This window comes from Variovorax sp. P1_H2 (genome assembly GCF_056405295.1).
Map to the genome: position 1 here is coordinate 1 of NZ_JBFUCJ010000103.1, position 21,150 is coordinate 21,150.

21 protein-coding genes and 1 pseudogene are annotated in these 21,150 nt (G+C 67.5%); 7 read left to right on the plus strand and 15 right to left on the minus strand.

What is annotated here, in order from left to right; genetic code table 11:
- Both AC1D2E_RS27105 and AC1D2E_RS27110 read right to left on the minus strand, forming a co-directional pair.
- Window positions 1-302: Bug family tripartite tricarboxylate transporter substrate binding protein (locus AC1D2E_RS27105; protein ID WP_478200260.1), on the minus strand; the 302-nt coding region annotated here is incomplete at its 3' end.
- Window positions 299-1,399 (minus strand): adenosine deaminase family protein, encoded by a 1,101-nt coding sequence (locus AC1D2E_RS27110; protein WP_478200261.1) that lies wholly within the window; start codon window positions 1,397-1,399, stop codon window positions 299-301. The genes AC1D2E_RS27110 and AC1D2E_RS27105, both read right to left, overlap by 4 nt.
- 82 nt (window positions 1,400-1,481) lie before the next feature.
- Here AC1D2E_RS27110 and AC1D2E_RS27115 point away from each other — a divergent pair, with 82 nt between their 5' ends.
- Window positions 1,482-2,396, plus strand: coding sequence for a LysR family transcriptional regulator (locus AC1D2E_RS27115; protein ID WP_478200262.1), 915 nt, complete (start codon window positions 1,482-1,484; stop codon window positions 2,394-2,396).
- A gap of 50 nt (window positions 2,397-2,446) precedes the next feature.
- Here AC1D2E_RS27115 and AC1D2E_RS27120 read toward each other — a convergent pair whose 3' ends face one another.
- The 5 genes from AC1D2E_RS27120 to AC1D2E_RS27140 form a co-directional block, all read right to left on the minus strand.
- Entirely contained in the window at window positions 2,447-3,481 is a 1,035-nt protein-coding gene (locus tag AC1D2E_RS27120; RefSeq protein ID WP_478200263.1) for a Zn-dependent oxidoreductase, read from the minus strand.
- Window positions 3,482-3,531: 50 nt separating this feature from the next.
- Window positions 3,532-4,740, minus strand: a complete 1,209-nt coding sequence (gene manD / locus AC1D2E_RS27125) for a D-mannonate dehydratase ManD (RefSeq protein WP_478200264.1) — start codon at window positions 4,738-4,740, stop codon at window positions 3,532-3,534.
- A gap of 91 nt (window positions 4,741-4,831) precedes the next feature.
- Window positions 4,832-6,691 carry a TRAP transporter large permease gene (locus AC1D2E_RS27130; protein WP_478200265.1) on the minus strand — a complete coding sequence of 620 codons (1,860 nt, stop codon included), beginning with the start codon at window positions 6,689-6,691 and terminating at the stop codon, window positions 4,832-4,834.
- Window positions 6,692-6,726: 35 nt separating this feature from the next.
- Complete coding sequence (locus AC1D2E_RS27135; RefSeq protein WP_478200266.1) at window positions 6,727-7,746, minus strand: TRAP transporter substrate-binding protein; 1,020 nt, start codon at window positions 7,744-7,746, stop codon at window positions 6,727-6,729.
- A gap of 52 nt (window positions 7,747-7,798) precedes the next feature.
- Window positions 7,799-9,277, minus strand: a complete 1,479-nt coding sequence (locus tag AC1D2E_RS27140) for a mannitol dehydrogenase family protein (RefSeq protein ID WP_478200267.1) — start codon at window positions 9,275-9,277, stop codon at window positions 7,799-7,801.
- 167 nt (window positions 9,278-9,444) lie between these two features.
- On the opposite strand from AC1D2E_RS27140, the gene AC1D2E_RS27145 reads away from it, so the two are divergent.
- Complete coding sequence (locus tag AC1D2E_RS27145) at window positions 9,445-10,203, plus strand: GntR family transcriptional regulator (RefSeq protein WP_478200268.1); 759 nt, start codon at window positions 9,445-9,447, stop codon at window positions 10,201-10,203.
- Window positions 10,204-10,422: 219 nt separating this feature from the next.
- Here AC1D2E_RS27145 and AC1D2E_RS27150 read toward each other — a convergent pair whose 3' ends face one another.
- The gene (locus AC1D2E_RS27150) at window positions 10,423-11,640 is read right to left on the minus strand and encodes a polyhydroxyalkanoate depolymerase (protein WP_478200269.1); all 1,218 of its coding nucleotides are present in this window, start codon (window positions 11,638-11,640) and stop codon (window positions 10,423-10,425) included.
- A gap of 103 nt (window positions 11,641-11,743) precedes the next feature.
- On the opposite strand from AC1D2E_RS27150, the gene AC1D2E_RS27155 reads away from it, so the two are divergent.
- Window positions 11,744-12,400 carry a glutathione S-transferase gene (locus tag AC1D2E_RS27155; RefSeq protein WP_478200270.1) on the plus strand — a complete coding sequence of 219 codons (657 nt, stop codon included), beginning with the start codon at window positions 11,744-11,746 and terminating at the stop codon, window positions 12,398-12,400.
- Window positions 12,401-12,418: 18 nt separating this feature from the next.
- Here the strand turns inward: AC1D2E_RS27155 and AC1D2E_RS27160 are convergent, their stop codons facing one another.
- Window positions 12,419-12,775 (minus strand): DOPA 4,5-dioxygenase family protein, encoded by a 357-nt coding sequence (locus AC1D2E_RS27160; protein WP_478200271.1) that lies wholly within the window; start codon window positions 12,773-12,775, stop codon window positions 12,419-12,421.
- A gap of 138 nt (window positions 12,776-12,913) precedes the next feature.
- Between AC1D2E_RS27160 and AC1D2E_RS27165 the strand changes: the two genes are divergently transcribed.
- The gene (locus AC1D2E_RS27165; RefSeq protein ID WP_478200280.1) at window positions 12,914-14,008 is read left to right on the plus strand and encodes a PA0069 family radical SAM protein; all 1,095 of its coding nucleotides are present in this window, start codon (window positions 12,914-12,916) and stop codon (window positions 14,006-14,008) included.
- Window positions 14,009-14,054: 46 nt separating this feature from the next.
- On the opposite strand, the pseudogene AC1D2E_RS27170 reads toward AC1D2E_RS27165, so the two are convergent.
- Window positions 14,055-14,198: pseudogene (locus AC1D2E_RS27170) on the minus strand (efflux transporter outer membrane subunit); the annotation flags it as partial.
- 67 nt (window positions 14,199-14,265) lie between these two features.
- Between AC1D2E_RS27170 and AC1D2E_RS27175 the strand changes: the two are divergent.
- Window positions 14,266-14,793: a gluconokinase gene (locus AC1D2E_RS27175; protein ID WP_478200272.1), complete on the plus strand. Its 528-nt coding sequence runs from the start codon at window positions 14,266-14,268 to the stop codon at window positions 14,791-14,793.
- A gap of 22 nt (window positions 14,794-14,815) precedes the next feature.
- Here the strand turns inward: AC1D2E_RS27175 and AC1D2E_RS27180 are convergent, their stop codons facing one another.
- Window positions 14,816-15,427, minus strand: coding sequence for a 3'-5' exonuclease (locus AC1D2E_RS27180; protein ID WP_478200273.1), 612 nt, complete (start codon window positions 15,425-15,427; stop codon window positions 14,816-14,818).
- 96 nt (window positions 15,428-15,523) lie between these two features.
- Between AC1D2E_RS27180 and AC1D2E_RS27185 the strand changes: the two genes are divergently transcribed.
- A complete protein-coding gene (locus AC1D2E_RS27185; protein ID WP_478200274.1) occupies window positions 15,524-16,519 on the plus strand; it encodes a Bug family tripartite tricarboxylate transporter substrate binding protein in 996 nt (331 codons plus the stop codon).
- Window positions 16,520-16,541: 22 nt separating this feature from the next.
- On the plus strand, window positions 16,542-17,759 hold the full coding sequence (locus AC1D2E_RS27190) for a Rieske 2Fe-2S domain-containing protein (RefSeq protein WP_478200275.1): 1,218 nt from the start codon (window positions 16,542-16,544) through the stop codon (window positions 17,757-17,759).
- Here AC1D2E_RS27190 and AC1D2E_RS27195 read toward each other — a convergent pair whose 3' ends face one another.
- Genes AC1D2E_RS27195 through AC1D2E_RS27210 form a run of 4 tightly spaced genes read right to left on the minus strand, consistent with a single transcriptional unit; the run spans window position 17,760 to window position 21,144 of the window.
- A complete protein-coding gene (locus tag AC1D2E_RS27195; RefSeq protein ID WP_478200276.1) occupies window positions 17,760-18,245 on the minus strand; it encodes a MarR family winged helix-turn-helix transcriptional regulator in 486 nt (161 codons plus the stop codon). It abuts the gene before it with no gap.
- A gap of 7 nt (window positions 18,246-18,252) precedes the next feature.
- A complete protein-coding gene (fghA, locus tag AC1D2E_RS27200; RefSeq protein WP_478200277.1) occupies window positions 18,253-19,122 on the minus strand; it encodes an S-formylglutathione hydrolase in 870 nt (289 codons plus the stop codon).
- The gene (locus AC1D2E_RS27205; protein WP_478200278.1) at window positions 19,119-20,030 is read right to left on the minus strand and encodes an alpha/beta fold hydrolase; all 912 of its coding nucleotides are present in this window, start codon (window positions 20,028-20,030) and stop codon (window positions 19,119-19,121) included. The genes fghA and AC1D2E_RS27205 overlap by 4 nt, the downstream gene beginning before the upstream one ends.
- A 7-nt stretch (window positions 20,031-20,037) precedes the next feature.
- The gene (locus tag AC1D2E_RS27210; RefSeq protein WP_478200279.1) at window positions 20,038-21,144 is read right to left on the minus strand and encodes an S-(hydroxymethyl)glutathione dehydrogenase/class III alcohol dehydrogenase; all 1,107 of its coding nucleotides are present in this window, start codon (window positions 21,142-21,144) and stop codon (window positions 20,038-20,040) included.
- Window positions 21,145-21,150 lie beyond the last annotated feature (6 nt).

Sequence of the window (21,150 nt, forward strand, 5' to 3'; positions counted from 1 at the left end):
GCGCTGTCCGGCCCGGCGACCAGGGTGTAGCCGTCGGGCGCCGCATTGGCCGCCTTGGCCACGCCGATGGCGCCGCCCGCGCCGGTCACGTTCTCGATCACGACCGATTGCTTGAGGCGCTCGCCCAGCTTGGTGGCGACCAGGCGGGCGCTGTAGTCCACGCTGCCGCCCGCCGAATAGGGGACGATCAGCGTGATCGGCTTGGCAGCGGGCCAGGACGGCGGCTGTGCCAGGGCGGCGCCGGGCAGCGCGGCCAGCAGCACGGAGGCGAGGAACAGGGGCTTGACGAGGGGATTCTTCATGGGGTCGCCGAGGAGGAGGCTTGGGAAAGGCCGGCACGCAGGGCGTCGAATTCGGCGCTCCATGCGCTGCGCCAGTGGCGACGCTGCGCGTCGTCGATCCAGGCGCCGTCGAGTCCGTTGTGCATGAAGCCGCGCAGGTCGTCGAGATCGAAGCCGAAGTCGCGAACCATCATCAGCCAGGCCCCGGTGGGCGTGACCTTGTGAAGGGTCGGGTCGTCGGTGTTGGGGTGGATCCGCAGGCCCAGGCCAGGCATGCGGCGGATCGGGTGGTCGAGCGCCCAGCGCTCCGGCGGCAAGGTGCGCAAGTAGTAGGAGTTGGTCGGCACGACCGTGAAGACCACGCCGCGCTCGGCGCATTCGCGTGCGAACTCCGGCCGGTCGACCACGGTGTAGCCGTGGTCGATGCGGTCGACCTTCAGCAGGTCGAGCGCCGTGCGCACGTTGCTCCAAGGCATGCCGAACTCGCCGGCGTGGGCCGTGGTCTTGAGGCCGGCGCGCCGGGCGTCGCGGTAGGCCTCGTGGAAGAGTTCGGGCGGCCGGTCGACCTCGCGGTAGTCGATGCCGATGCCGATCACCTCCTCGCATCGGTTCCCGGTCACCCATTGCACCATCTCGACGGCCGCGTCGGGGCTGGCCTCGCGGTCGATCGCGGCGATCAGCCGGCCGACGATGCCGAACTCCCGCTGCGCGTCGTGGATGGCGTTGACGATCGCATCCTGCGCCTTGCGGTAGCCGATGCCCGAGGCGTGCACGGTGCCCGTCGGGTTCCAGAAGAACTCGCTGTAGCGGACCTGGTGCGAGGCGGCGTCCTGCAGGTATTCGAAGGCGATCCGGTGCAGGTCGTCGGCACTGCGCACCAGTTGCGCATCGAGCGCGCGCAGCACCCGCAGCACCCCGACCGGCTTCTCGCCGCGGGTGTAGAAGCCCTCGATCTCGTCGTTGCCCAGCGGCGAGCCGGCGCGGCGGTTCAGGTCCGCGAAGGTGGCGTGCCGGACCGTGCCGAACAGGTGGCAGTGCAGCTCGACCTTCGGGATCGCTCGCAGGAAGGCTTCGAGGGTGACCGGGGTGGTTGTATCGGCGGTATCGGCGGTGCGCATGCCGGCCAGTCTAGGGAGGGCCTTGAAATAAGGAAAATTTTGAATTTCTATAATTTCATTCATTCAATCTATTTCCGGGTCGATGCCCTCCTTGCCCCTTCGTGCGTTGACGCTGCGCCAGCTCCAGTGCTTCTCGGTGCTGGTGCAGGAAGGCCAGTTCGGGCGCGCCGCGCGTCGGCTGTCGATCACCCAGCCGGCGCTGAGCAATGCGATCAAGCAGATGGAGAAGCTGCTGGGGGCCGAACTGCTGAGCCGCTCGACGCATCGGCTCGCGCTCACGCCGGTCGGCGCCGAGGTGCTCGCGCGCACCGACTACCTGGTCAACACCTTCGAGGTCGCGTTGCGCGACATCGAGAGCACGGTGCAGCGCGGACGGGCCTTCGTGCGCATCGGCGTGATCCCTTCGGCCAGCGCCCGCGTCGCGGCGGCGGTGGCCGCTTTCATCGCTGGCGACGCGCCGCGCGGCGTCGAGTTCGCCTGGCGCGACGCCCCCTCGAACACGCTGCTGGCCGAAGTGCGCAGTGGCCAGCTCGACCTGGCCGTGGCGGCGATCACCGAGCCGCCGGGCGGGTTGGCTTGCGTCGACTTGTTCCGCGATCCCCTGGTGCTGGTGGTGCGGCGCGACCACCCGCTGGCCGCGGCGGGCGGCGCGGACTGGGAGGCGATCGGCGATGAACGCCTGGTGCTGTTCGAGAGCGGCAGCATGCCGGCCCTCGGGGATCCGGCCCGCGCCCAGTTCGCGCAGGGCGCGGAGCCCTACCGTGTGAGCTACTCGGAAACGCTCTACGCCCTGGTGCGCGGCGGGCTGGCGCTCGGGCTGATGCCGCAGCTCTACACGTCGTCGCTGCGCGACGACGACCTGGTCGTGCTGCCGCTGGCCAGGCCCCACATCGAGCGCCGCATCGTGCTGGTCTACCTGCCCGGGCCGATGCGCAACGTGGTGTCGCAGGCGCTGATCGCGCATCTGCGGCAGGCGCTGGTGCCGCCTGGCGGCTAGCTGGTGCCGCCTAGGCGGATGCGGTCATCTTCGAAGCTGCCTGCGGGCGATCAGGCACCTTCGCCGAAATCCAGCAGCACTTTGCAGCTGTATCGCGGATTGCGTTCAGCGATGTCGAAGGCCCCGGCCACGTCACGGAAATCAACCTTGTGGCTGATGATGCGGCCGGGGTCGACCAGCCCGCGCTGGATCCAGTCGATCACGGTTGGAAACATGGCGCAGTTCAGGCGCGATGCGTACAGCGTCAGTTCCTTCTTGGTCAGTTCCTGTTGCGGGATGGCGGAGGGTGTCGCGGAAAAGCCAAGCACGCCGATCCGGCCGGCCGGCGCCGCGATGCGCACGGCCTCTTCGAGGATCGAAGGATGGCATACGGCGTCATAGATCAGCGTCGGCCCGCCTTTGACGCCCCGCCTGGACAGGGCATCCGCAAGAGGTTCGCGCGACGTGTTGATGATCTCATCATCCGCCGCACCGCAGGCGAGCGCCAGCGCCAGCCGCTCGTCAAAGTGATCGGTGATGAAGGCGCGGATGCCGTAGACGCGCTTGAGCACTTGCATCAGGTTGAGCCCGACCGGCCCGGCGCCATAGATCAGGGCGACGTCGGTCGCAATGACACCGGTGCGGTGGGTCACGTTGGCTGCGACCGCGAAGGGTTCGATCACCGAGGCGCTGGCATGCGCCAGGTCCTTTGGCACGACGTAGGCGTTCTTTTCGGGCGCGCAGACGTATTGGCTGAAACCGCCATCGCGATGCACACCGATGACCTGCAGGCGGCTGCAGACGTTCTGGCGTCCGATCCGGCAGGCATGGCATTGGCCGCAACTGATGACCGGATCAACCACCACCGTCTCGCCGATGCGCGACGCACTCACGCCCGCCCCCACCGATTCGATGCGGCCGACGAACTCGTGGCCGATGATTCTGGGATACGAGACGAACGGATTGTGACCGTGGAAGATGTGCAGGTCGGAGCCGCAGATGCCCGCGAAGCGCACGCGCACGCGCACCTCGCCGGCCGCGGGTTCGGGCATGGGCCGTTCGACGACGGCCATGCTGTTGGGTTGATCGACAACGACGCTGAGCATGATGGATTCCTTGTGTTTCGTACGCTGTTTCGAAGGCCCGGTGCGGGCGGCTACCAGTTCCACATCGAGCCGTCACGCAGCCGTGCGACCGGCAGATAGGCTCGCTCGTACGGGTATTTCGCTGCGAGCTCTTCGTCGATGTCGACGCCGAGGCCCGGCACCTCGTCCATGACCAGGTAGCCGTCCTCGTAGCGGTAGTTGTGCGGGAACACCTCGTCGGTCAGCGGCGTATGCGGCATCAGCTCCTGGATACCGAAGTTGGGCACCCACAGGCCGAAGTTCACGGCCGCGGCCATGCACACCGGGGACAGGTCGGTGGCGCCATGGAAGCCGGTGCGCACCTGGTACATCGCCGCGAAGTCGGCGATGCGACGCACGTGCGTGATGCCGCCCGCATGCGTGATGGTGCAACGGATGTAGTCGATCAACTGTTCGCTGATGAGGTCCTTGCAGTCCCAGATCGAGTTGAAGACCTCGCCGATCGCCAGCGGCGTGGTCGTGTGCTGCCGGATCAGGCGAAAGGCTTCCTGGTTCTCGGCCGGCGTCGCGTCCTCGATCCAGAAAAGGCTGTAGGGCTCGAGTTCCTTGCCGAGGCGGCCCGCCTCGATCGGCGTCAGGCGGTGGTGCGCGTCGTGCAGCAGATGCGTGTCGAAGCCGACCGCCTCGCGCACCTTGCGGAACAGTTCCGGCGTATGGCGCAGGTAGAGCGATGTGTCCCAGGGTTCTTCGGGTGGCAGACCTTTTTCGGCCGGCTCGTAGAAGCCCTTGGTCTTGCCGACCCCATAGGTCTTCTCGAGCCCGGGCACGCCGGACTGCACGCGGATGGCCTTGAAGCCTTCCTCCTTGTGTTTCTGGACCGCCTCGATGGCCTCGGCATGGTCGCGGCCGTTGGCGTGGCCGTAGACCATGAGGCCATCGCGGCTCTTGCCGCCCAGCAGCTGGTACACCGGCATGCCGGCCAGTTTTCCCTTGATGTCCCAGAGCGCCATGTCGATGGCAGCGATGGCGGTCATCGTCACCGGCCCTCGCCGCCAGTAGGCGCCACGGTAGAGGTACTGCCAGATGTCCTCGATGTTGCGCGGATCGCGGCCGATCAGGCAGGGGAACACGTGTTCGTCGAGATAGGCCTTGACCGCCAACTCGCGGCCGTTGAGCGTGGCGTCGCCCAGCCCGACCACCCCTTCATCGGTGACCATCTTGACGGTGACGAAGTTGCGGCCCGGGCAGGTGACGATGGTCTGGATGCGTTCGATCTTCAATTCATTCTCCAGGTAGGAAGTGCGGTGATGCAAGGGCGACGGCCGGCCGACATCCGGTCCGAAATGAGCGCAGGATCCGAGCGGCGCGGGCCTACAAGAACCCGACCGAGAACCACGGCACGAATACGAGCAGCAGGAGTGCGATGAACAGCGCCGCCATATGGGGCCACACGCGCGGCATGGCGATGTCGGGCGACACGCGTCCGATGGCGCAGGCCGCATAGAAGCCGACACCGAACGGAGGAGCGAACAGCCCGAGCCCCATCGCGAAGATCACGACCATCGCGTAGTGCACCTCGTTGACGCCGACGAGTTTGGCGATCGGAAACAGCAGCGGTCCGAACAGCACGATCGCGGGGATGCCTTCGAGCAGGCTGCCCAGCACCACGAACGCGAGAGCGGACACCAGCAGAAAGCCCATCTTGCCGCCCGGCACCGCAGTCATGATCTTGACCAGGTCCTGCGCGAAGCCCGACTGCGTCAGCGCCCATGCCATCGCGGTGGCGCAGCCCACGATCAGCAGGATCGCGCCCGACAGCGATGCCGTGTCGAGCAGCATCGGATAGATGCGGCGCCAGTCGAACTGCCGGTAGATGAACAGGCCCGCCAGCACGGTATAGAAGATGCCGATGGTCGAGACTTCGGTGGCCGTCGCGACGCCCTCGACCACCGCGGTGCGAATGATGACCGGCAGCGCGAGCGCGGGCAGCGCCACCAGCAGCAGCTTGCCGATCTGCCGGCGCGATGCCTTGGTGACGCCGGACATGTCTTCCCGGCGCGTTTGCCACCAGACCACGATTGCCATCAGCACCAGGCCGACCACCGCCGGCATCAGCCCGCCGACGAACAGCGAGGTGATCGACACCCCCGTCACTGAGCCGACCGTGATCAACACGATGCTCGGCGGGATGGTTTCCGACATCGCGCCCGAGGCCGACAGCAGACCGATCAGATCGCCGTCCTTGCTGCCGCGCTTCTTCATTTCGGGAAACAGCGCAGGGGCCACCGCCGCCATGTCGGCAGCCTTGGCACCCGAGATCCCCGACACGATGTACATCGCGCCGAGCAGCACGTATTGCAATCCGCCGCGCACATGGCCGATCAGGCTCACGAGGAAGTTGATCATCGCGCGGGCCAGGCCGGTCATCTCGATCAGCGAGCCCAGGAAGACGAAGAGCGGTACAGCCAGGAGGATCAGGTGCGACATGCCTTCCTGCATGCGGTTGGGCATGATCGACATCGGCGTGGTGGTCGAGAACGCCAGGTACGACATCGTCGCCAGGCCGAAGGCGAACGCGATGGGTACGCCGATCACGATGCAGCCGACGAGCATCAGCAGGAAGAAGATGACCAGGTTGACGTTGCCCAGGCTCGCCAGCGTCGGCGACAGAAGCCAGAGGGCCGCGCCGCCCAGCGCCACCGCGCCACCGGTGAGCGCGATCTGCTTCCAGCTCGCCTGCTCGACGAGCCGCGTCACGGCAGTCACCAGCATCAGCACGGCGCCGGCGAACACGGCGCCTGCGCGCCATCCCTCGCTGATGCCGAGCACCGGCGTGGAGACCTCGATCTCTTCGTGCCAATGCTCCCAGGCCGGGCCGGCCAGCATGACCAGGAACGCGACCACCAGGCACATGCCGAGTGCGTCGAGCCAGGCGCGCCTTTCAGGGGGCAGGTCCTTGACGAAGGTGGTCAGGTGCATGTGGGCGGTACGGCGCAGTGCGATGCTCGAACCGAGCATCGCCAGCCACAGGAACAGGATGCTGGCGAGTTCGTCGGTCCAGGTGATCGGCTCGTGCAAGGCGTAGCGCGCGAACGCGCCGCCACCGAGGATGAGAACCTCGGCCACCACGATGGCAGCGGCGGGAACCTCGGTCACCCAGGCCAGCAAGCGGTCGAACCAGCGTGAAGTGGCAGGCGGGGCAATATCGAGCGGGTCGACGGTGGACTGCATGGCGCGCTCCTGATCGGTCTGTCTGCTCGCAGTCGTCAGGCGAGCTTGCCCGAGTACTTCTCGAGCTTGGCCCAGGCCTCGTCGCCGTACTTGCCCTTCCATTCGGTATAGAAGCCCGCGCTCTTGAGCATGTCGCGGAAGGGCGCCGGATCCGGCTTGTTGAACGTCACGCCCAGCTTGGTCAGCTGGGCCTGCGCGTCGGCGTTGAGCCTGGCGATGTCCTCGCGCTGCTTGAGGGCGGCAGCGTTGAGGTTCTTCGACAGCGACTCCTGGACCTCCTTGGGCAGCGCTTGCAGCTTCTTCGCGTTGCCGAAGATGAAGTGGCCGTCCCAGGTATGGGCCGTGAGCGAGCAGTACTTCTGCACCTCGTACAGCTTGGCGCTCTGGATGAGAGCGAGCGGGTTTTCCTGCCCATCGACGACCTTGGTCTGCAGCGACGAGTACAGCTCGCCGAACGGGATGGCGGTGGGCGATGCGCCCAGCGCCTTGAACATCGAGATCCACAGCGGGATGCCCGGCACACGGATCTTGAATCCCTTCAGGTCCGCAGGCGTGACGATGGCCTTGCTGGCCGATGTGATGTTGCGATATCCGTTGTCCAGACACTTGTCGTACGCGTACAGGTTGACCTTGGCCAGTGCGGCTCGCACGTACGCGCCCAGATCGCCGTCCATCGCGGCCCACACCACGTCATAGTCCTTGAACGCGAAGGCCACGCCATTGATGCCGGCGGTCGGCACCAGTGTCTGAWGATTGGTGCCGGCGGTGGACATGAGGTCGATGGCTCCAGCACGCGTCTGCGAAATCATGTCGGGTTCGCTGCCGAGTTGGCTGGTCGGGTAGACCTGAAGATCGACCTTGCCGCCGGTGTCCTTGCGGATGGCTTCTGCCGCTTCCTTGATGCGCAGACTGCCGGGATGATCGGCCGGGAAGGCCGTGCCGTACTTGAGCTTGATCTCGCTTTGCGCAAAGGCAAAGCGGGTTGGCAGCGTGGCGGCTACGCCGGTCGTGGCGATGGTGGTGACGAACTGGCGGCGGGTGGGCGCGAAAGTCATGGCAAGGGTCTCCGTTGGGTCTTGTGAGGGTCAGGGGTATCGGATGCGCGATTCAGGGGATCAGCAATGCAGTCATGCCTCCCTTGCGCAGGGTGGACAGGTGCCGCGCCAGACGGTCGGCGAAGGCCGGTGGCCAGGGCGCTGTGCCGAACACGCTGCTGTGCGCCAACGCGGCGTTCGCCGCATCGGTGTCGTTGGCGGCTTGCCTTGCGCGCTCGGCGAGTGCTGCGGCACCGGGGTCGCTGATGACGAGCTCTGCGCCGCTGACGCTGCGTCCGGTGGCGAGGTAGTACAGCCAGACCGCCAGCGCGCGCTCGAGTTGCGGGCGCTCTACGCCGGCAGCCAGGCTCTCCCGCAAGGCGGGTAGCCAGCGCACCGGGATTTTCTGGGTGCCGTCCATCGCGATCTGCTGCGTACGATGGGCCAGTGTCGGGTTTTCGAAGCGCTTGAGCAATTCGTGGCAGTAGGCGAGCACGTCGTAGCCCGGTGGGGCCGCGACGGTCGCGCGAAGATCCTCCAACATCAGGCGGCGCGCGAACCCGCCGACCAGTGGATGCGCCATCGCGTCGGACACTGTCTCCAGGTCGCACATCTGGCCTGCGTAGGCAAGCGCCGAGTGCGTGCCGTTGAGCAGGCGCAGCTTCATGGCCTGATACGGACGCACATCGCTGGTCAGCAAGGCGCCTGCGTCTTCCCAGGCGGGCCGAATGCCGGCGAAGCGGTCTTCGATCACCCACTGGGTGAACGGCTCGCAGAAGATGGCGGCCTCGTCGCGCACGCCGAGCCTGGCGGCAGCCCAGTCGAGCGAGGCGGGCGTCGCAGCCGGCACGATGCGGTCGACCATGCTGTTCGGGCAGCCGATTTCCACTTCGATGCGGCGTGCGAGCTTCGCATCGAACAAGTCCGCGTACTGCACGAGCAGCTTGCGCAAGGTGTCGCCATTGCCGGCCATGTTGTCGCAGCACACCAGCGTCAAGGGCGCGCCGGCGGCGCGGCGACGGAGGCCGGCGGCCAGCACGCCGAGCGTGGTTTTCGGTGTCTCCGGATTCGCGATGTCGTGGCGCACCGCCGCGTCGTCGATGTCGAGGTCGCTGCTCGCCGGGTTCTGGCTGTAGCCCTTTTCAGTGACGGTACTGGTGACGATGGCCGTCGCCGGATCGGCGATGGCCGCGATGACCTGCTCGAGCTGGCTCGGCGCGTACAGGGCGCCGCGTAGCGCGCCGACGACGCGCGTGCGCGCTTCGTCGCCGTGACGTTCGGTCACCGAATACAGATGGTCTTGCGCCGCCAGCGTCTCGGAGACGCGCGGGTCGCGCAGGCTCACGCCGACGATGCCCCAGCGCATATCCCCCTGCGCGACGACCGACTCGGTATAGAGCGCCTGGTGGGCACGGTGGAAGGCGCCCAGCCCCAGGTGCACGATGCCGCCTGCCAGACGCGTGCGGTCGTAGGCCGGCTGCGCGACGCCCTCGGCGAGGTACTGCAGGCTGCGCTGTGAAAGCCGCGAGTTCTGGTCTGCTGCCGAAGGCATCTGGCGCGTCTCCGATGGGTTACCACAGTACCATGGTGGTATGGCACGATAGAGCGAGTCTAGGAAGCATTCCGGATGCTATAGGAGCGGGGAAACCCTGATGACTGCGTCTTTGTCGTGTTCACTACCATGGTGTAAAGTGGCTCATCACATCAGGAAGTGCCTTCATGCCCGCCCGAGCCCCCTCCAGCGACCCCAAAGCCGATCCGCAGCACGTCGAAGGGGCGTTGGTCACCGCGTTGAACGGCTTCAAGCTCGACCCAGAACGCTCCTACACCGCGCAGGTGCACAGTCAACTGAGAGAAGCCATCGTGCGCGGCACGCTTCCCCCGCGCACGGCGCTTTCTGAAGCCACGATCTCCAAGTTGATCAATGTCAGCCGCACGCCGGTGCGCGAAGCACTGGCGCAATTGGCGGATGAGCAACTGGTGCTGATCTACCGCCAGGTCGGAACCATCGTGGCGCCGGTGCGCATGTCGCTGCTCGAGGAAGGCCGCTTCGTGCGCAGTACGCTGGAATGCGCGAGCCATGTGCAGCTCGCGCAGACCATCACGCCGGCCCAGCTGACCGAATTCGGCCAGATCGTCGAGCGCCAGCGCAATGCGGTCGCGAGCGGCGAGATCGACCGGTTTTCCGAACTGGACGAATTGATGCATCGCCGGCTCTTCGAGTTCGCGGGCCGCGAGCACATCTGGGCCATGCTGGAACCGATCAAGCGCCAGTTCGACCGGGTACGCTGGCTCCTGCTGGGCCATGTCGCGGGCCACGCCGAGCGCGCGCTGAGGGAACACGAGCAGATGCTGGCGCAGATGGCATCGCGCGACGTGGCGGGTCTGGGCGCGAGCGTCGCGTCCCACATCAATCACATCACCGAACACCTCGCCGCGCTGCGTGAGCAGGCTCCGGCGAGTTACTTCGCGGACTGAACAAACGACCCGGTCTGTCCGGCCGTGCGTGCGTGCCTGCGAAAACGATTGCATTCCGCAGGGAAGACAAGCGCGCCCGGCAACCCGGAGGGAAGGCCTGTTAGGACGAGCCACTCGGCGCTGCACTCCTTGCATGTGCCAACGCACATGCGCCGCGTCGCGCGCCTTGATCGGCCCGTCCTGGCAGGCCTTCGCGACCCTATCGAGCGACCATGATGTCTAGTGCAATTCCTGCGCGGTGTGGATCATTTCCCGCACCCGCGGATAGATCTGCGTGTTCCACTTGCTGCCGCTGAAGACGCCGTAGTGGCCGACGCCCGCCTGCAGGTGGTGGGTCTTGAGATAGGGGCGCACGCTGGTGCAGAGGTCCTGCGCCGCCACGGTCTGGCCGACCGCGCAGATGTCGTCGCGCTCGCCCTCGACCGTCATCAGCGCGGTGCGGCGGATCGCGGCGGGGTTGACCTTGCGTTCACCGACGGTGAGCGCGCCGCGCGGCAGGTCGTAGGTCTGGAACACGCGCTCCACGGTCTCCAGGTAGAACTCGGCCGGCAGGTCGTTGACCGCCAGGTATTCCTCGTAAAAGTTGCGGATCGTCGCCGCCTGATCGAGCTCGCCCTCGACCAGGTGGTGGTAGAGCTTCTTGAACTGCTCCTTGTGGCGGTCCGGGTTCATGCTCATGAAGGCGCTGAGCTGCAGAAAGCCCGGATAGACGCGCCGCATCATGCCGGCATGCGGCCACGGCACCCGGCTGATCAGGTTGCGTTCGAACCAGCCGATCGGGCGGTCGGTCRCCAGCTTGTTCACCGCGGTCGGGTTGATGCGGCAGTCGACCGGCCCGGCCATCAGCGTCAGGCTCAGCGGCGCGGCCGGGTTGTCGTCTTCGGCCATCAGCGCGGTCGCGGCCAGCGCGGCGACGCAAGGCTGGCAGACCGCCACCATGTGGGCCCCCGGGCCGATCGCCTCGAGGAAACTCACGATCTGCAGCGTGTAGTCGTCGAGCCCGAAGCCGCCATTCCACAGCGGCACGTCGCGCGCGTTGTGCCAGTCGGTCAGGTAGACGTCGTGGTCGCGCAGCAGGGTGCGCACCGTTTCGCGCAGCAGGGTCGCGAAATGGCCCGACAGTGGTGCGGCCAGCAGCACCTTGGGCTGCACCGTCCTGGTGTTCTTGCGGAAGTGGAGCAGGGTGCCGAAGGGCGCGACCAGCGCCACTTCTTCCTGCACCGCCACCTCCTGGCCCTCGCTCGTCACGCGCTGGATCCCGTAGTCGGGCCGCGTGTGCGTCAGTCGCAGGTGGGCGTAGACGTCCAGCGCTGCCGCGATCCGGCGGCCGGCGGTGCGGTCCGACTTGGAATGCCACACGCCGCCGCCGATGTATTGGGCTGCAAGCCGGGACGGCGAGAGCAGGTCGGTGTGTGTTTGGTAGGCCCGGTACAGCATGCCATGGCTGCAGGCAAGTTGCGGGCCAAGCCGGGGCGGTGCACTGTTCTGGCACAGGGCTTGCACAGTTACAGCGCCGATCCGGCAACCCAGGAGCGTCCCCATGGTCAAACCCGTCCTCACCATCAGCAGCAAGAACTACGGCGCCTGGTCGCTGCGGGGCTGGCTGATGTGCCGGCTCGCGGGGCTGGATTTCAGCGAAAAGGTGATCCCGCCCGACGATCCGGCCATGAAGGCCGAGATGCTGCTGCTCTCGGCCTCGATGCTGGTGCCTTCGCTCGAGCATGCCGGCGTGAAGGTCTGGGACACGCTGGCGATCGGCGAGTACCTGAACGAGATCAAGCCCAAGGCCGGGCTGCTTCCGGCCGATGCCAAGGCCCGGGCCCATTGCCGGGCGATCAGCGGCGAGATGCATTCGGGCTTCAGTTCGATGCGCAGTTCGCTGCCGATGAACGTCAAGGCGAGGTTCCCGAACTTCAAGATCTGGTCGCGTGCCCAGACCGACATCGACCGCGTGGTCGCGATCTGGCGCGAATGCCTGAAGACCTACGGCGGCCCCTACCTGTTCGGCAAGCAACCCTGCATCGCCGATGCGATGTACGCGCCTGTGGTGACGCGTTTCCTGACCTACGACGTGTCGCTCGACACCGTCTGCGCCGGCTACTGCAAGCGCATCATCGAGCTGCCTGCGATGCAGGAGTGGATCAAGGCGGCGAAGCAGGAGCCCGAGGAGATCGACGAGCTCGATGCGGAGTTCTGAGGCCGGGCCGCCGCCGGTTCACTCGGCCGGCCGGCGGAACATGCGCAGGTCGAGAGGCCATTCGTTGCCCAGCCACATCGCGTGCGCGGTGTGGTCCAGGTAGTCGTCGCCCGTGAGGCCGTGCACGAACACGTCGAGCCCGCCGCGGTGGGCCTCCAGCCAGGCGATTACCTCGTCGAACTCGGCGGCGTCGAAGGCGATCTGGCAGCTCCATTGCGGATGCGGGCCGACGAGGCGCTCATGCACCCGGCCCACCACCACCAGCAACTCGCGCCCCGCATCTTCGGCGATCCGGCGCGCCTGGGCGGCCGTGTCGGGACCGAAGTAGATGTGGGCGTGGTACTGGGGATAGAGGTTTTCGGGACGGCGGGGCATGGCGGGCTTGACGGACGATCTGCAGCTTAGCCGAGGACCCGAAGCCGTCAAGCGGGTCGGCGCTCGGTTGCAGTTCGTTGCTCCGACCTTGGCGGAAACGTGAAATACTGTGATTTCATCCAGTATTCGACGGACGCCATGACCGACACCTTCATCCCCGTCCACGCCCTCAAGGGCCGCGGCGCCGCCACGCGGCTGCCGCATCGCTTCGAGCGCGACGTCCGCGACGCCTTCGACGACGGCTGGGGCACGCTGGAGGAGGGCGAGGCCGAAGCCGAGGGCTTGCCGCCGCTTCAGACCGAGGTCCGCTTCGAGGACGTGAAATCGGTGCTGAGCGAGAACGATTCGCCCGACATCCCCTTCGATCGCTCGCTCAACCCCTACCGCGGCTGCGAGCACGGCTGCATCTACTGCTTCGCGCGGCCCACGCACAGCTACCTCAATCTCTCGCCGGGCCTCGACTTCGAAACCAAGCTGATCGCCAAGCGCAACATCGCCGAGGTGCTGCGCGCCGAACTCGGCCGCAAGGCCTACCGGCCGAGCCAGATCGCGATCGGCACCGCCACCGATTGCTACCAGCCGATCGAGCGCGAACTGCGGCTCACGCGCTCGGTGATCGCGCTGTTGAAGGAGACCCGCCATCCCTTCGCGCTGGTCACCAAGTCCAGCGCGGTCGAGCGCGACCTCGACCTGATCGCGCCGATGGCGGCCGAGCGGCTGGCCGCCGTCTACGTGACGATCACCACGCTCGACGGCGATCTGGCGCGCAAGCTGGAGCCGCGCGCGGCGGCGCCGCACCGGCGGCTGCGCACCCTGCGCACGCTGGCCGACGCCGGCGTGCCGGTGGGCGTCAGCGTGGCGCCGCAGATTCCCTTCGTCACCGAGGACATGGAGCAGGTGCTCGAAGCGGCCTGGGAGGCCGGCGCGCGCTGCGCTTTCTACACCGTGATCCGGCTGCCGTGGGAGGTCGCGCCGCTGTTCAAGCAATGGCTCGAACTGCACTACCCGCAGCGGGCCGACCGCATCATGGCGCGCATCCGCGAGATGCGCGGCGGCAAGGACTACGACGCCGACTTCGCGACCCGCATGAAGGGCAGCGGCCTGTGGGCCGACCTGATCCGCCAGCGCTTCGAGAAGGCGACCCGGCGCCTCGGCTTCAACCGCGAGCGGATCGCGATGGACCTCGGCGCGTTCCGACCCCCTGGCGCAGCGGGGCAGGGCAGTCTGTTCTAGCGGTGTCGTCGCCGGCAGCGCCGCGCGGCGCGACGCCGCACCAGTCGCCGCCCTCGTCGCGGCTGGCCGACATCTCGAGCACCCGGCGCGTGCTGGCCACCGTGGTCTGCGACTGTGTTGCGGCGCGCTCCAGTGCGGCCAGGCCGGTGATGCCGTCCTCGGCCTCCTGCATCGCGGTCAGCACCATGCGGGGGACCATGGATGCGAATTGTTACTTCTGGGCGAAACTCGCCATCTCAGGTAGAGATGGACACACAATGGAGCGAATGGCGAAGCTTTACTTTCCGGAGACGATGCCGGCCACCTGGGTGGTCGTGATGGGGGTTTCCGGCTGCGGCAAATCGAGCCTCGGCGCGGCGCTGGCGCGGGAATCCGGCCTGCCGCTGATCGAGGGCGACGACTTCCATTCTGCCGAAAGCGTGAGCAAGATGCGCGCCGGCATCGCGCTCACCGATGCCGATCGCGAGGGCTGGCTGGCGACCCTCGGCGAAGAGCTCGCCCGCCGCCGCGAAGGCGCCGTGCTGACCTGCTCGGCCCTGAAGCGCGACTACCGCGAGCGGCTGCGCGCCGCGGTGCCGGGGCTTCGTTTCGTCTTCATGGCCCTGACGCCGGAGGAGGCCGAGCGCCGGGTGGCGGCGCGCGCCGGCGAGCACATGTTCCCGGCCAGCCTGGTCGCCAACCAGTTCGCGACCCTGGAGTCTCCGGTCGACGAGCCCGGCGTGCTGGAGGTCGACGCCACGGCGCCGCTGCCCGAACTGGTGGCGCGCGTGCGCGCGTGGCTGTGAGCGCGAAAGCACACGAAGTGAGTCAACCTGGGGGAGAGCCTAATCCCAGGGCATCGAACACGCGGATCGCTGCGTAGGCATCGTTGGCTGCGTAGCGCAGCTGGGCGTCGGTCAACTGCCGGTTGGCCCAGTTCGAGGTCGTGGCCTTGCGCGACTTGACGAAGCGCCGCTCGAACACCAGCGCCACCGCGGTCTTGACGCCGACCGACCTGCGGTAGCCGCGGCGTCTGAATTCGCCGTCGAGGTCGAGCACGCCCTGGGGCTCGACGCCGAAGCGCTGGCGGATCAGGCTCAGGTCGCTCGACAAGCCGAACCCGGCCTTGATCAATTCCGAGCTGCCGAGCAGCGTCGCCAGCGTGTCGTGGAATTCGCTGCGGTGCAGCTGGAACAGCCAGGCCTGGTCGCGGGTGGCGAACTGGACCACGTGCGGCCCGCCCGAGACCTCGTTCTTGGCGAAGGTCGGTTTCGATTCGGTGTCGAAGCCGACCACGCGGCTGGCCAGCAGCGCCGCCGCGGCGTCCGCCGCGTCCCGTGCGCTGGCGACCACCCGGATGGCATTCAGGCCCAGGCCCTCGAAGGGGTCGAGCAGGGCGATGTCTTCGCGTTCGGGCAGGGGCGGGAGGGTGTTCTTCATTCGGATGACCGGTCGGAGGCGTCGATTGTGCTTCGTTGACGGTCCCGGATATCGTTGATAGCATCAACAATATAAGAATCCCGCGGAGACAGTGCAATGCACCACACATTCGACGCCGGACGCAGGGATGCGATCCGCCTGTTCTCGGCAGCGATGGCGGCCGGCGCCTGGCCGGCGGCCTGGGCCCAGGAGCCCTTTCCGGCCAAGCCGATCCGGGTGATCGTCCCGTTCGCGCCGGGCGGTGCGATCGACGTCGCGGTGCGCGCGATGACCGACAGGGTGGCGATCGAGGTCGGCCAGCCGGTGGTGGTGGATGCCAAGCCGGGCGCCGCGACCATCGTCGGCGCCGATGCCGCCGCCAAGGCGGCACCCGACGGCTACACCGTGYTGGTCACCACCAGCAGCACGACCATCAACAACGCCGGCGCCTTCAAGAAGCTGCCCTACGACCCGGTGTCCGGCTTCGCACCGGTCACGCTGGTCTCGCTCGGCAGCGTGATGTTCGCCGGGCCCGCCACGGCGCCCTACAACAACCTGAAGGAGTTCGCCGAATGGGCCAAGGCGCAAAAGCGCCCGATCTCCTACGGCACCTGGGGCAAGGGTTCGTCGGCGCATCTTTTCGGCGAACTGCTGCGCACGCGCTACGGCCTCGAGATGCAGCACGTTCCCTACAAGGGCGATGTCTCCGCGCTCGGCGACGTGCGTGGCGGCGTCCTCGACACCACGTTCTCGAGTCCGGTCAGCGCCCGGCCACTGGTGCGCGCCAATGCCATCAAGGCGCTCGGCATGACCGGCCCGCGCCGTTCGGGCGGGCTGCCCGAGCTGCCCACTTTCGGCGAGCAGGGTTTCGCGGGCTTCGAGCTGGCGGGCTACGTGGCCGTGTATGTGCCTGCCGGCACGCCGAAGCCGGTGATCGACCGGCTCAACAAGGCCTTCGTCGCCGCGATCCGCACGCCCGAAGTCGCGCAGCGCCTGGTCGATCAGGGCCAGGACCCGATCGCCAGCACGCCGGAGGAACTGGCCGAGGTCTACAAGCGCGACGCGCCGCAGTGGCTGGCGCTGATGAAAGCCGCCGGTGTCGAGCCGGAATGACCCCATCGAAGGAAGCCCGCACATGAACGCGCCGCAGGACCATTCACGCATCATCCCGATCCGCAGCGCCTACGAACTGCCGGAGCCTGTCGTTCGCGACGAACTCGTGCGCACGGGCCGAGGCACCGCGATGGGCGAGCTGTTGCGCCGCTACTGGCATCCGGTCGGGCTGGCGAGCGATGCCGGCGAGACGCCGCGCCAGATCCGGGTGCTCGGCGAGGACCTGATCCTGTTCCGGGCCGGCAACGGCCAGCCCGGCCTGCTGCATCCGCGCTGCGCGCACCGGGGTGCCTCGCTGCTCTACGGCAAGGTCGAGGAGGATGGCATCCGCTGCTGCTACCACGGCTGGAAGTTCGGTCCCGGCGGCCAATGCCTGGAACAGCCGTGCGAGCCCGACGGCGGCACCCGGGTCGGCCGCATGCTGCAGCCGGCCTACGCGGTGGCGGAGCGCTACGGCCTGGTCTGGGCCTACATGGGCCCGCCGGATCGCCAACCGGTGCTGCCGCGCTTCGAGCCTTTCGAAAGCCTGGAGGAGGGCGAGTTCCTCGAGGCCGACGACCAGAGCATCGGCGGCGGCGGCCCGGTGATCGTCGACTGCAACTGGTTCCAGCACTACGAGAACGTGGTCGATCCGTGGCACGTGATGGTGCTGCACGGCAGCTTTTCGGGGGTGCAGTTCACCGAAGCGATGCTGCGGGCGCCGACGATCCGCTTCGACACCACGCCGCGCGGCGTCAAGGTGACCTCGCTGCGCACGCTCGACGACGGTTCGATCTTCCGCCGCGTGACCGAGGCCTGCGTGCCGACCTGGCGGGTGGTGCCGAATCCGCGCGTGGGCCGGTATGCGCGCGTCGAGTCGCTCGGCTTCGTGCTGCCGATGGACGACACGCACTTCAGGATCTACACGGTGGCCCGGGTGCGCACGGCCGGCGAACTCCGGGGATTCCGTTCGCGCCAGGGCGGCAAGCTCTGGAGCGAACTGACGCCGCAGGAGCATCGCAGCTTCCCGGGCGACTACGAGGCGCAGAAGAGCCAGGGCGACATCACCTGGCACTCGCACGAGAACCTGGCGACCAGCGACCGCGGCATCGCACTGCTGCGCCGGCTGGTGCAGGAGCAGGTGAAGGTGGTGGCCGAAGGCGGTGATCCGGCCGGCGTCGGCTTCGATCCCGATGACGACCTGGTCTGCTTCGAGGCCGGCAACTTCCACGATCCGCAGCCTTCGGAGCCGGGCCGCTGATCAAGTGCGGGCCCGCGCTCGGGGCTGCGCCTTTTCCTCTTCCTCGATCAGGGCGAGCGCCTTGGCCTTGAGCTTGCGAAGCGTGGCGACCAGTTGGTCGGCCTCCTGCGCGCTCAGCTCGCCGCGGAAGCTGCGGTCGCGCAGTTGCGCGGTGCGGGCCAGGCTCCTGACCTTCTTGCGGCCCGGTGCGGTGAGCGCCAGCTGGGCCGATCGGGCATCGGTGCTGTGGGCGCGCCGATCGACCATGCCGCGCTCCACCAGCGCGCTCACGATGCGGCTGATCTGCGCCTTGTCGGTGCTCGAATAGTCGGTCAGGGCGCGCAGCGTGACCGGCTGCAGATGCTCGATCAGCGCCAGCGTGCGCCATTCCATCAGGCTCACGTCGTGTTCGCGGCGAAAGCGCAGGGCGGCGCTGCGGCGCAGTGCGTCCGAGGCGCTGTTGACCTCGTAGCTCAGCAGCGGGAGGAAGGCAGGGGTGGCGACCATGGCGCGTTCAGGCCCGCAGGAGGCGCTTGCCGTGGTGCGCCAGGTGGTCCGCCATGAAGCTCTGGATGAAGTAGTAGCCGTGGTCGTAGCCCGCGTGGCGGCGCAGCGTGAGCGGCTGGCCGGCACTGGAACAGGCGGCCTCGAACAGCTCCGGATGCAGCTGGTCGGCGAGGAACTTGTCGGCCAGGCCCTGGTCGATGAGGATGCCTTCCGGGAAGGGCGCCGCGCTCTGCGATTGCATCAGCGCGCTGGCGTCGTGCGCCAACCATTCGGAACGGTCGGTGCCCAGGTAGCCGCGRAATGCCTTGTCGCCCCATGGGCATTGCGTCGGCGCGCAGATCGGTGCCAGGGCCGACAGCGACTTGAAGCGGCCCGGGTGGCGCAGTGCAAGGGTCAGCGCGCCGTGGCCGCCCATCGAATGGCCGAAGATGCCGATGCGCTGGCCGTCGATCGGCAGCTGCTGCGCGATCAGCGGCATCAGTTCTTCGACGATCCAGCTTTCCATGCGCCAGTGCGTCGCCCACGGCGCCTCGGTGGCATCGAGGTAGAAGCCGGCGCCGATGCCGAAATCCCAGCTGGCGATGGCGCCTTCGATGTCTTCGACCGCGGGGCCGCGCGGGCTGGTGTCGGGTGCGATCAGTGCCAGGCCGAGTTCGGCCGCCAGCCGTTGCGCACCGGACTTGACCATGAAGGTTTCCTCGTTGCAGGTCAGGCCCGCGAGGTACATCAACGCCGGCACCGGCCGATGCTCGACTTGCGGCGGCAGGAAGACCGAGAAGCGCATCGGCAGGCCGATCTCGCGCGAGTCGTGTTCGAGGAAGCGCAGCGTGCCGCCGAAGCAGCGGTGTTCGGAAAGTGGTTTGAAACGGACTGTCATGGGTTCGATGCGGAAACGAGTTCGAGTACCGCGTCGGCGAACACGCGCGGCACCTCCTGCGGCATGTTGTGGCCGACGCCGGGCACGATGCGGTGAGCGCGCGGGCCGGTGAAGCGATGGGCATGCGCCGAAGCTTCGCTCGCGGGGCGCACGCCATCGTCGGCGCCGTCGAAGGTGATGGCGGGGACGCTGATCGGCGGCTGTGCGGCAAGCCGCGCCTCGATGGCTGCGTAGGCCGGATCGCCCGGCACCAGGCCGAAGCGGTGGCGGTACGACTGGATCACCACGTCGACGAAATCGGGATGGTCGAAAGCGGCCGCGCTGCGCTCGAAGGTCGCGTCGTCGAAGGCCCAGGTCGGCGACCAGAGCCGCCAGAGCAGTCKCGCAATGCCGCGTCGATCCTCTGCCAGTCCGGCTCGTCCGCGTTCGCCGTGAAAGTAGTACTGGTACCAGAGCCGATGTTCGTTCTCGGCCGGCTCGGGGCGCATCGCCTTGGCGATGTCCTGGATGCTGTAGCTGTTGAACGAGACCAGCCCGGCGCAACGCTCGGGCCACAGCGCCGCCACCACGCAGGCCGCGCGTCCGCCCCAGTCGTAGCCCGCGAGCACGGCGCGCGGGATCGCCAGCGCATCGAGCAGCGCCAGCAGGTCGGCGCCGAGTGCCGCCTGCTCGCCCGAACGCGGCGTCGCGTCGCTCAGGAAGCGCGTCGCGCCGTAGCCGCGCAGGTACGGCACGATCACCCGGCAGCCGGCCTGCGCCAGCATCGGCGCCACCTCGACATAGCTGTGGATGTCGTACGGAAAGCCGTGCATCAGCAACACCGGCGGCCCGTCCGCGGGGCCGGTCTCGAAATACGCGATGTCGAGCACGCCGGCCCGGATCGTGCGCAGCGGCTCCATGCGCGCCATGGCTGCGCTAGTAGAGAACGACTCCACGGATGGACTCGCCGCGCTTCATCAGGTCGAAGCCCTTGTTGATGTCTTCCAGCGGCATGGTGTGCGTGATCAGGTCGTCGATGTTGATCTTGTTCTCCATGTACCAGTCGACGATCTTCGGCACGTCGGTGCGTCCGCGCGCGCCGCCGAAGGCCGAGCCTTCCCACTTGCGGCCGGTGACCAGCTGGAACGGGCGCGTGCTGATCTCGGCACCGGCTTCGGCCACGCCGATGATGATGCTGCGGCCCCAGCCCTTGTGCGTGCATTCGAGCGCCTGGCGCATCACCTGCGTGTTGCCGATGCACTCGAAGCTGTAGTCGGCGCCGCCGTCGGTCAGCTGAACGATGGCATCGACCACGTTCTCGGTCGTCTTCGGGTTGATGAAGTGCGTCATGCCGAACTTGCGCGCCATCGCCTCGCGTGCCGGGTTCAGGTCGACGCCGATGATCTTGTCGGCGCCCACCATCTTCGCGCCCTGGATCACGTTGAGGCCGATGCCGCCGAGGCCGAACACCACCACGTTGGCGCCGGCCTCGACCTTGGCCGTGAAGATCACGGCGCCGATGCCGGTGGTCACGCCGCAGCCGATGTAGCAGACCTTGTCGAAGGGCGCGTCCTCGCGGATCTTGGCCAGCGAGATCTCGGGCGCCACCGTGTAGTTGCTGAAGGTGCTGGTGCCCATGTAATGGAAGATCGGCTTGCCGTCGAGACTGAAGCGGCTCGTGGCGTCGGGCATCAGGCCCTTGCCCTGGGTGCCGCGGATCAGCTGGCACRGGTTGGTCTTGCGCGAGAGGCAGAATTTGCACTGTCGGCATTCGGGCGTGTAGAGCGGAATGACGTGGTCGCCCTTCTTGAGCGAGGTGACGCCGGGACCGACGTCGACCACGATGCCCGCGCCTTCGTGGCCCAGGATGGCCGGGAAGATCCCTTCTGGGTCGGCGCCCGAGAGGGTGTAGTAGTCGGTGTGGCAGATGCCGGTGGCCTTGATCTCGACCAGCACCTCGCCGAACTTCGGCCCCTCGAGGTCGACGGTTTCGATGGTCAGGGGTTGGCCGGATTGCCAGGCGACGGCGGCTTTGGTCTTCATGGGTCG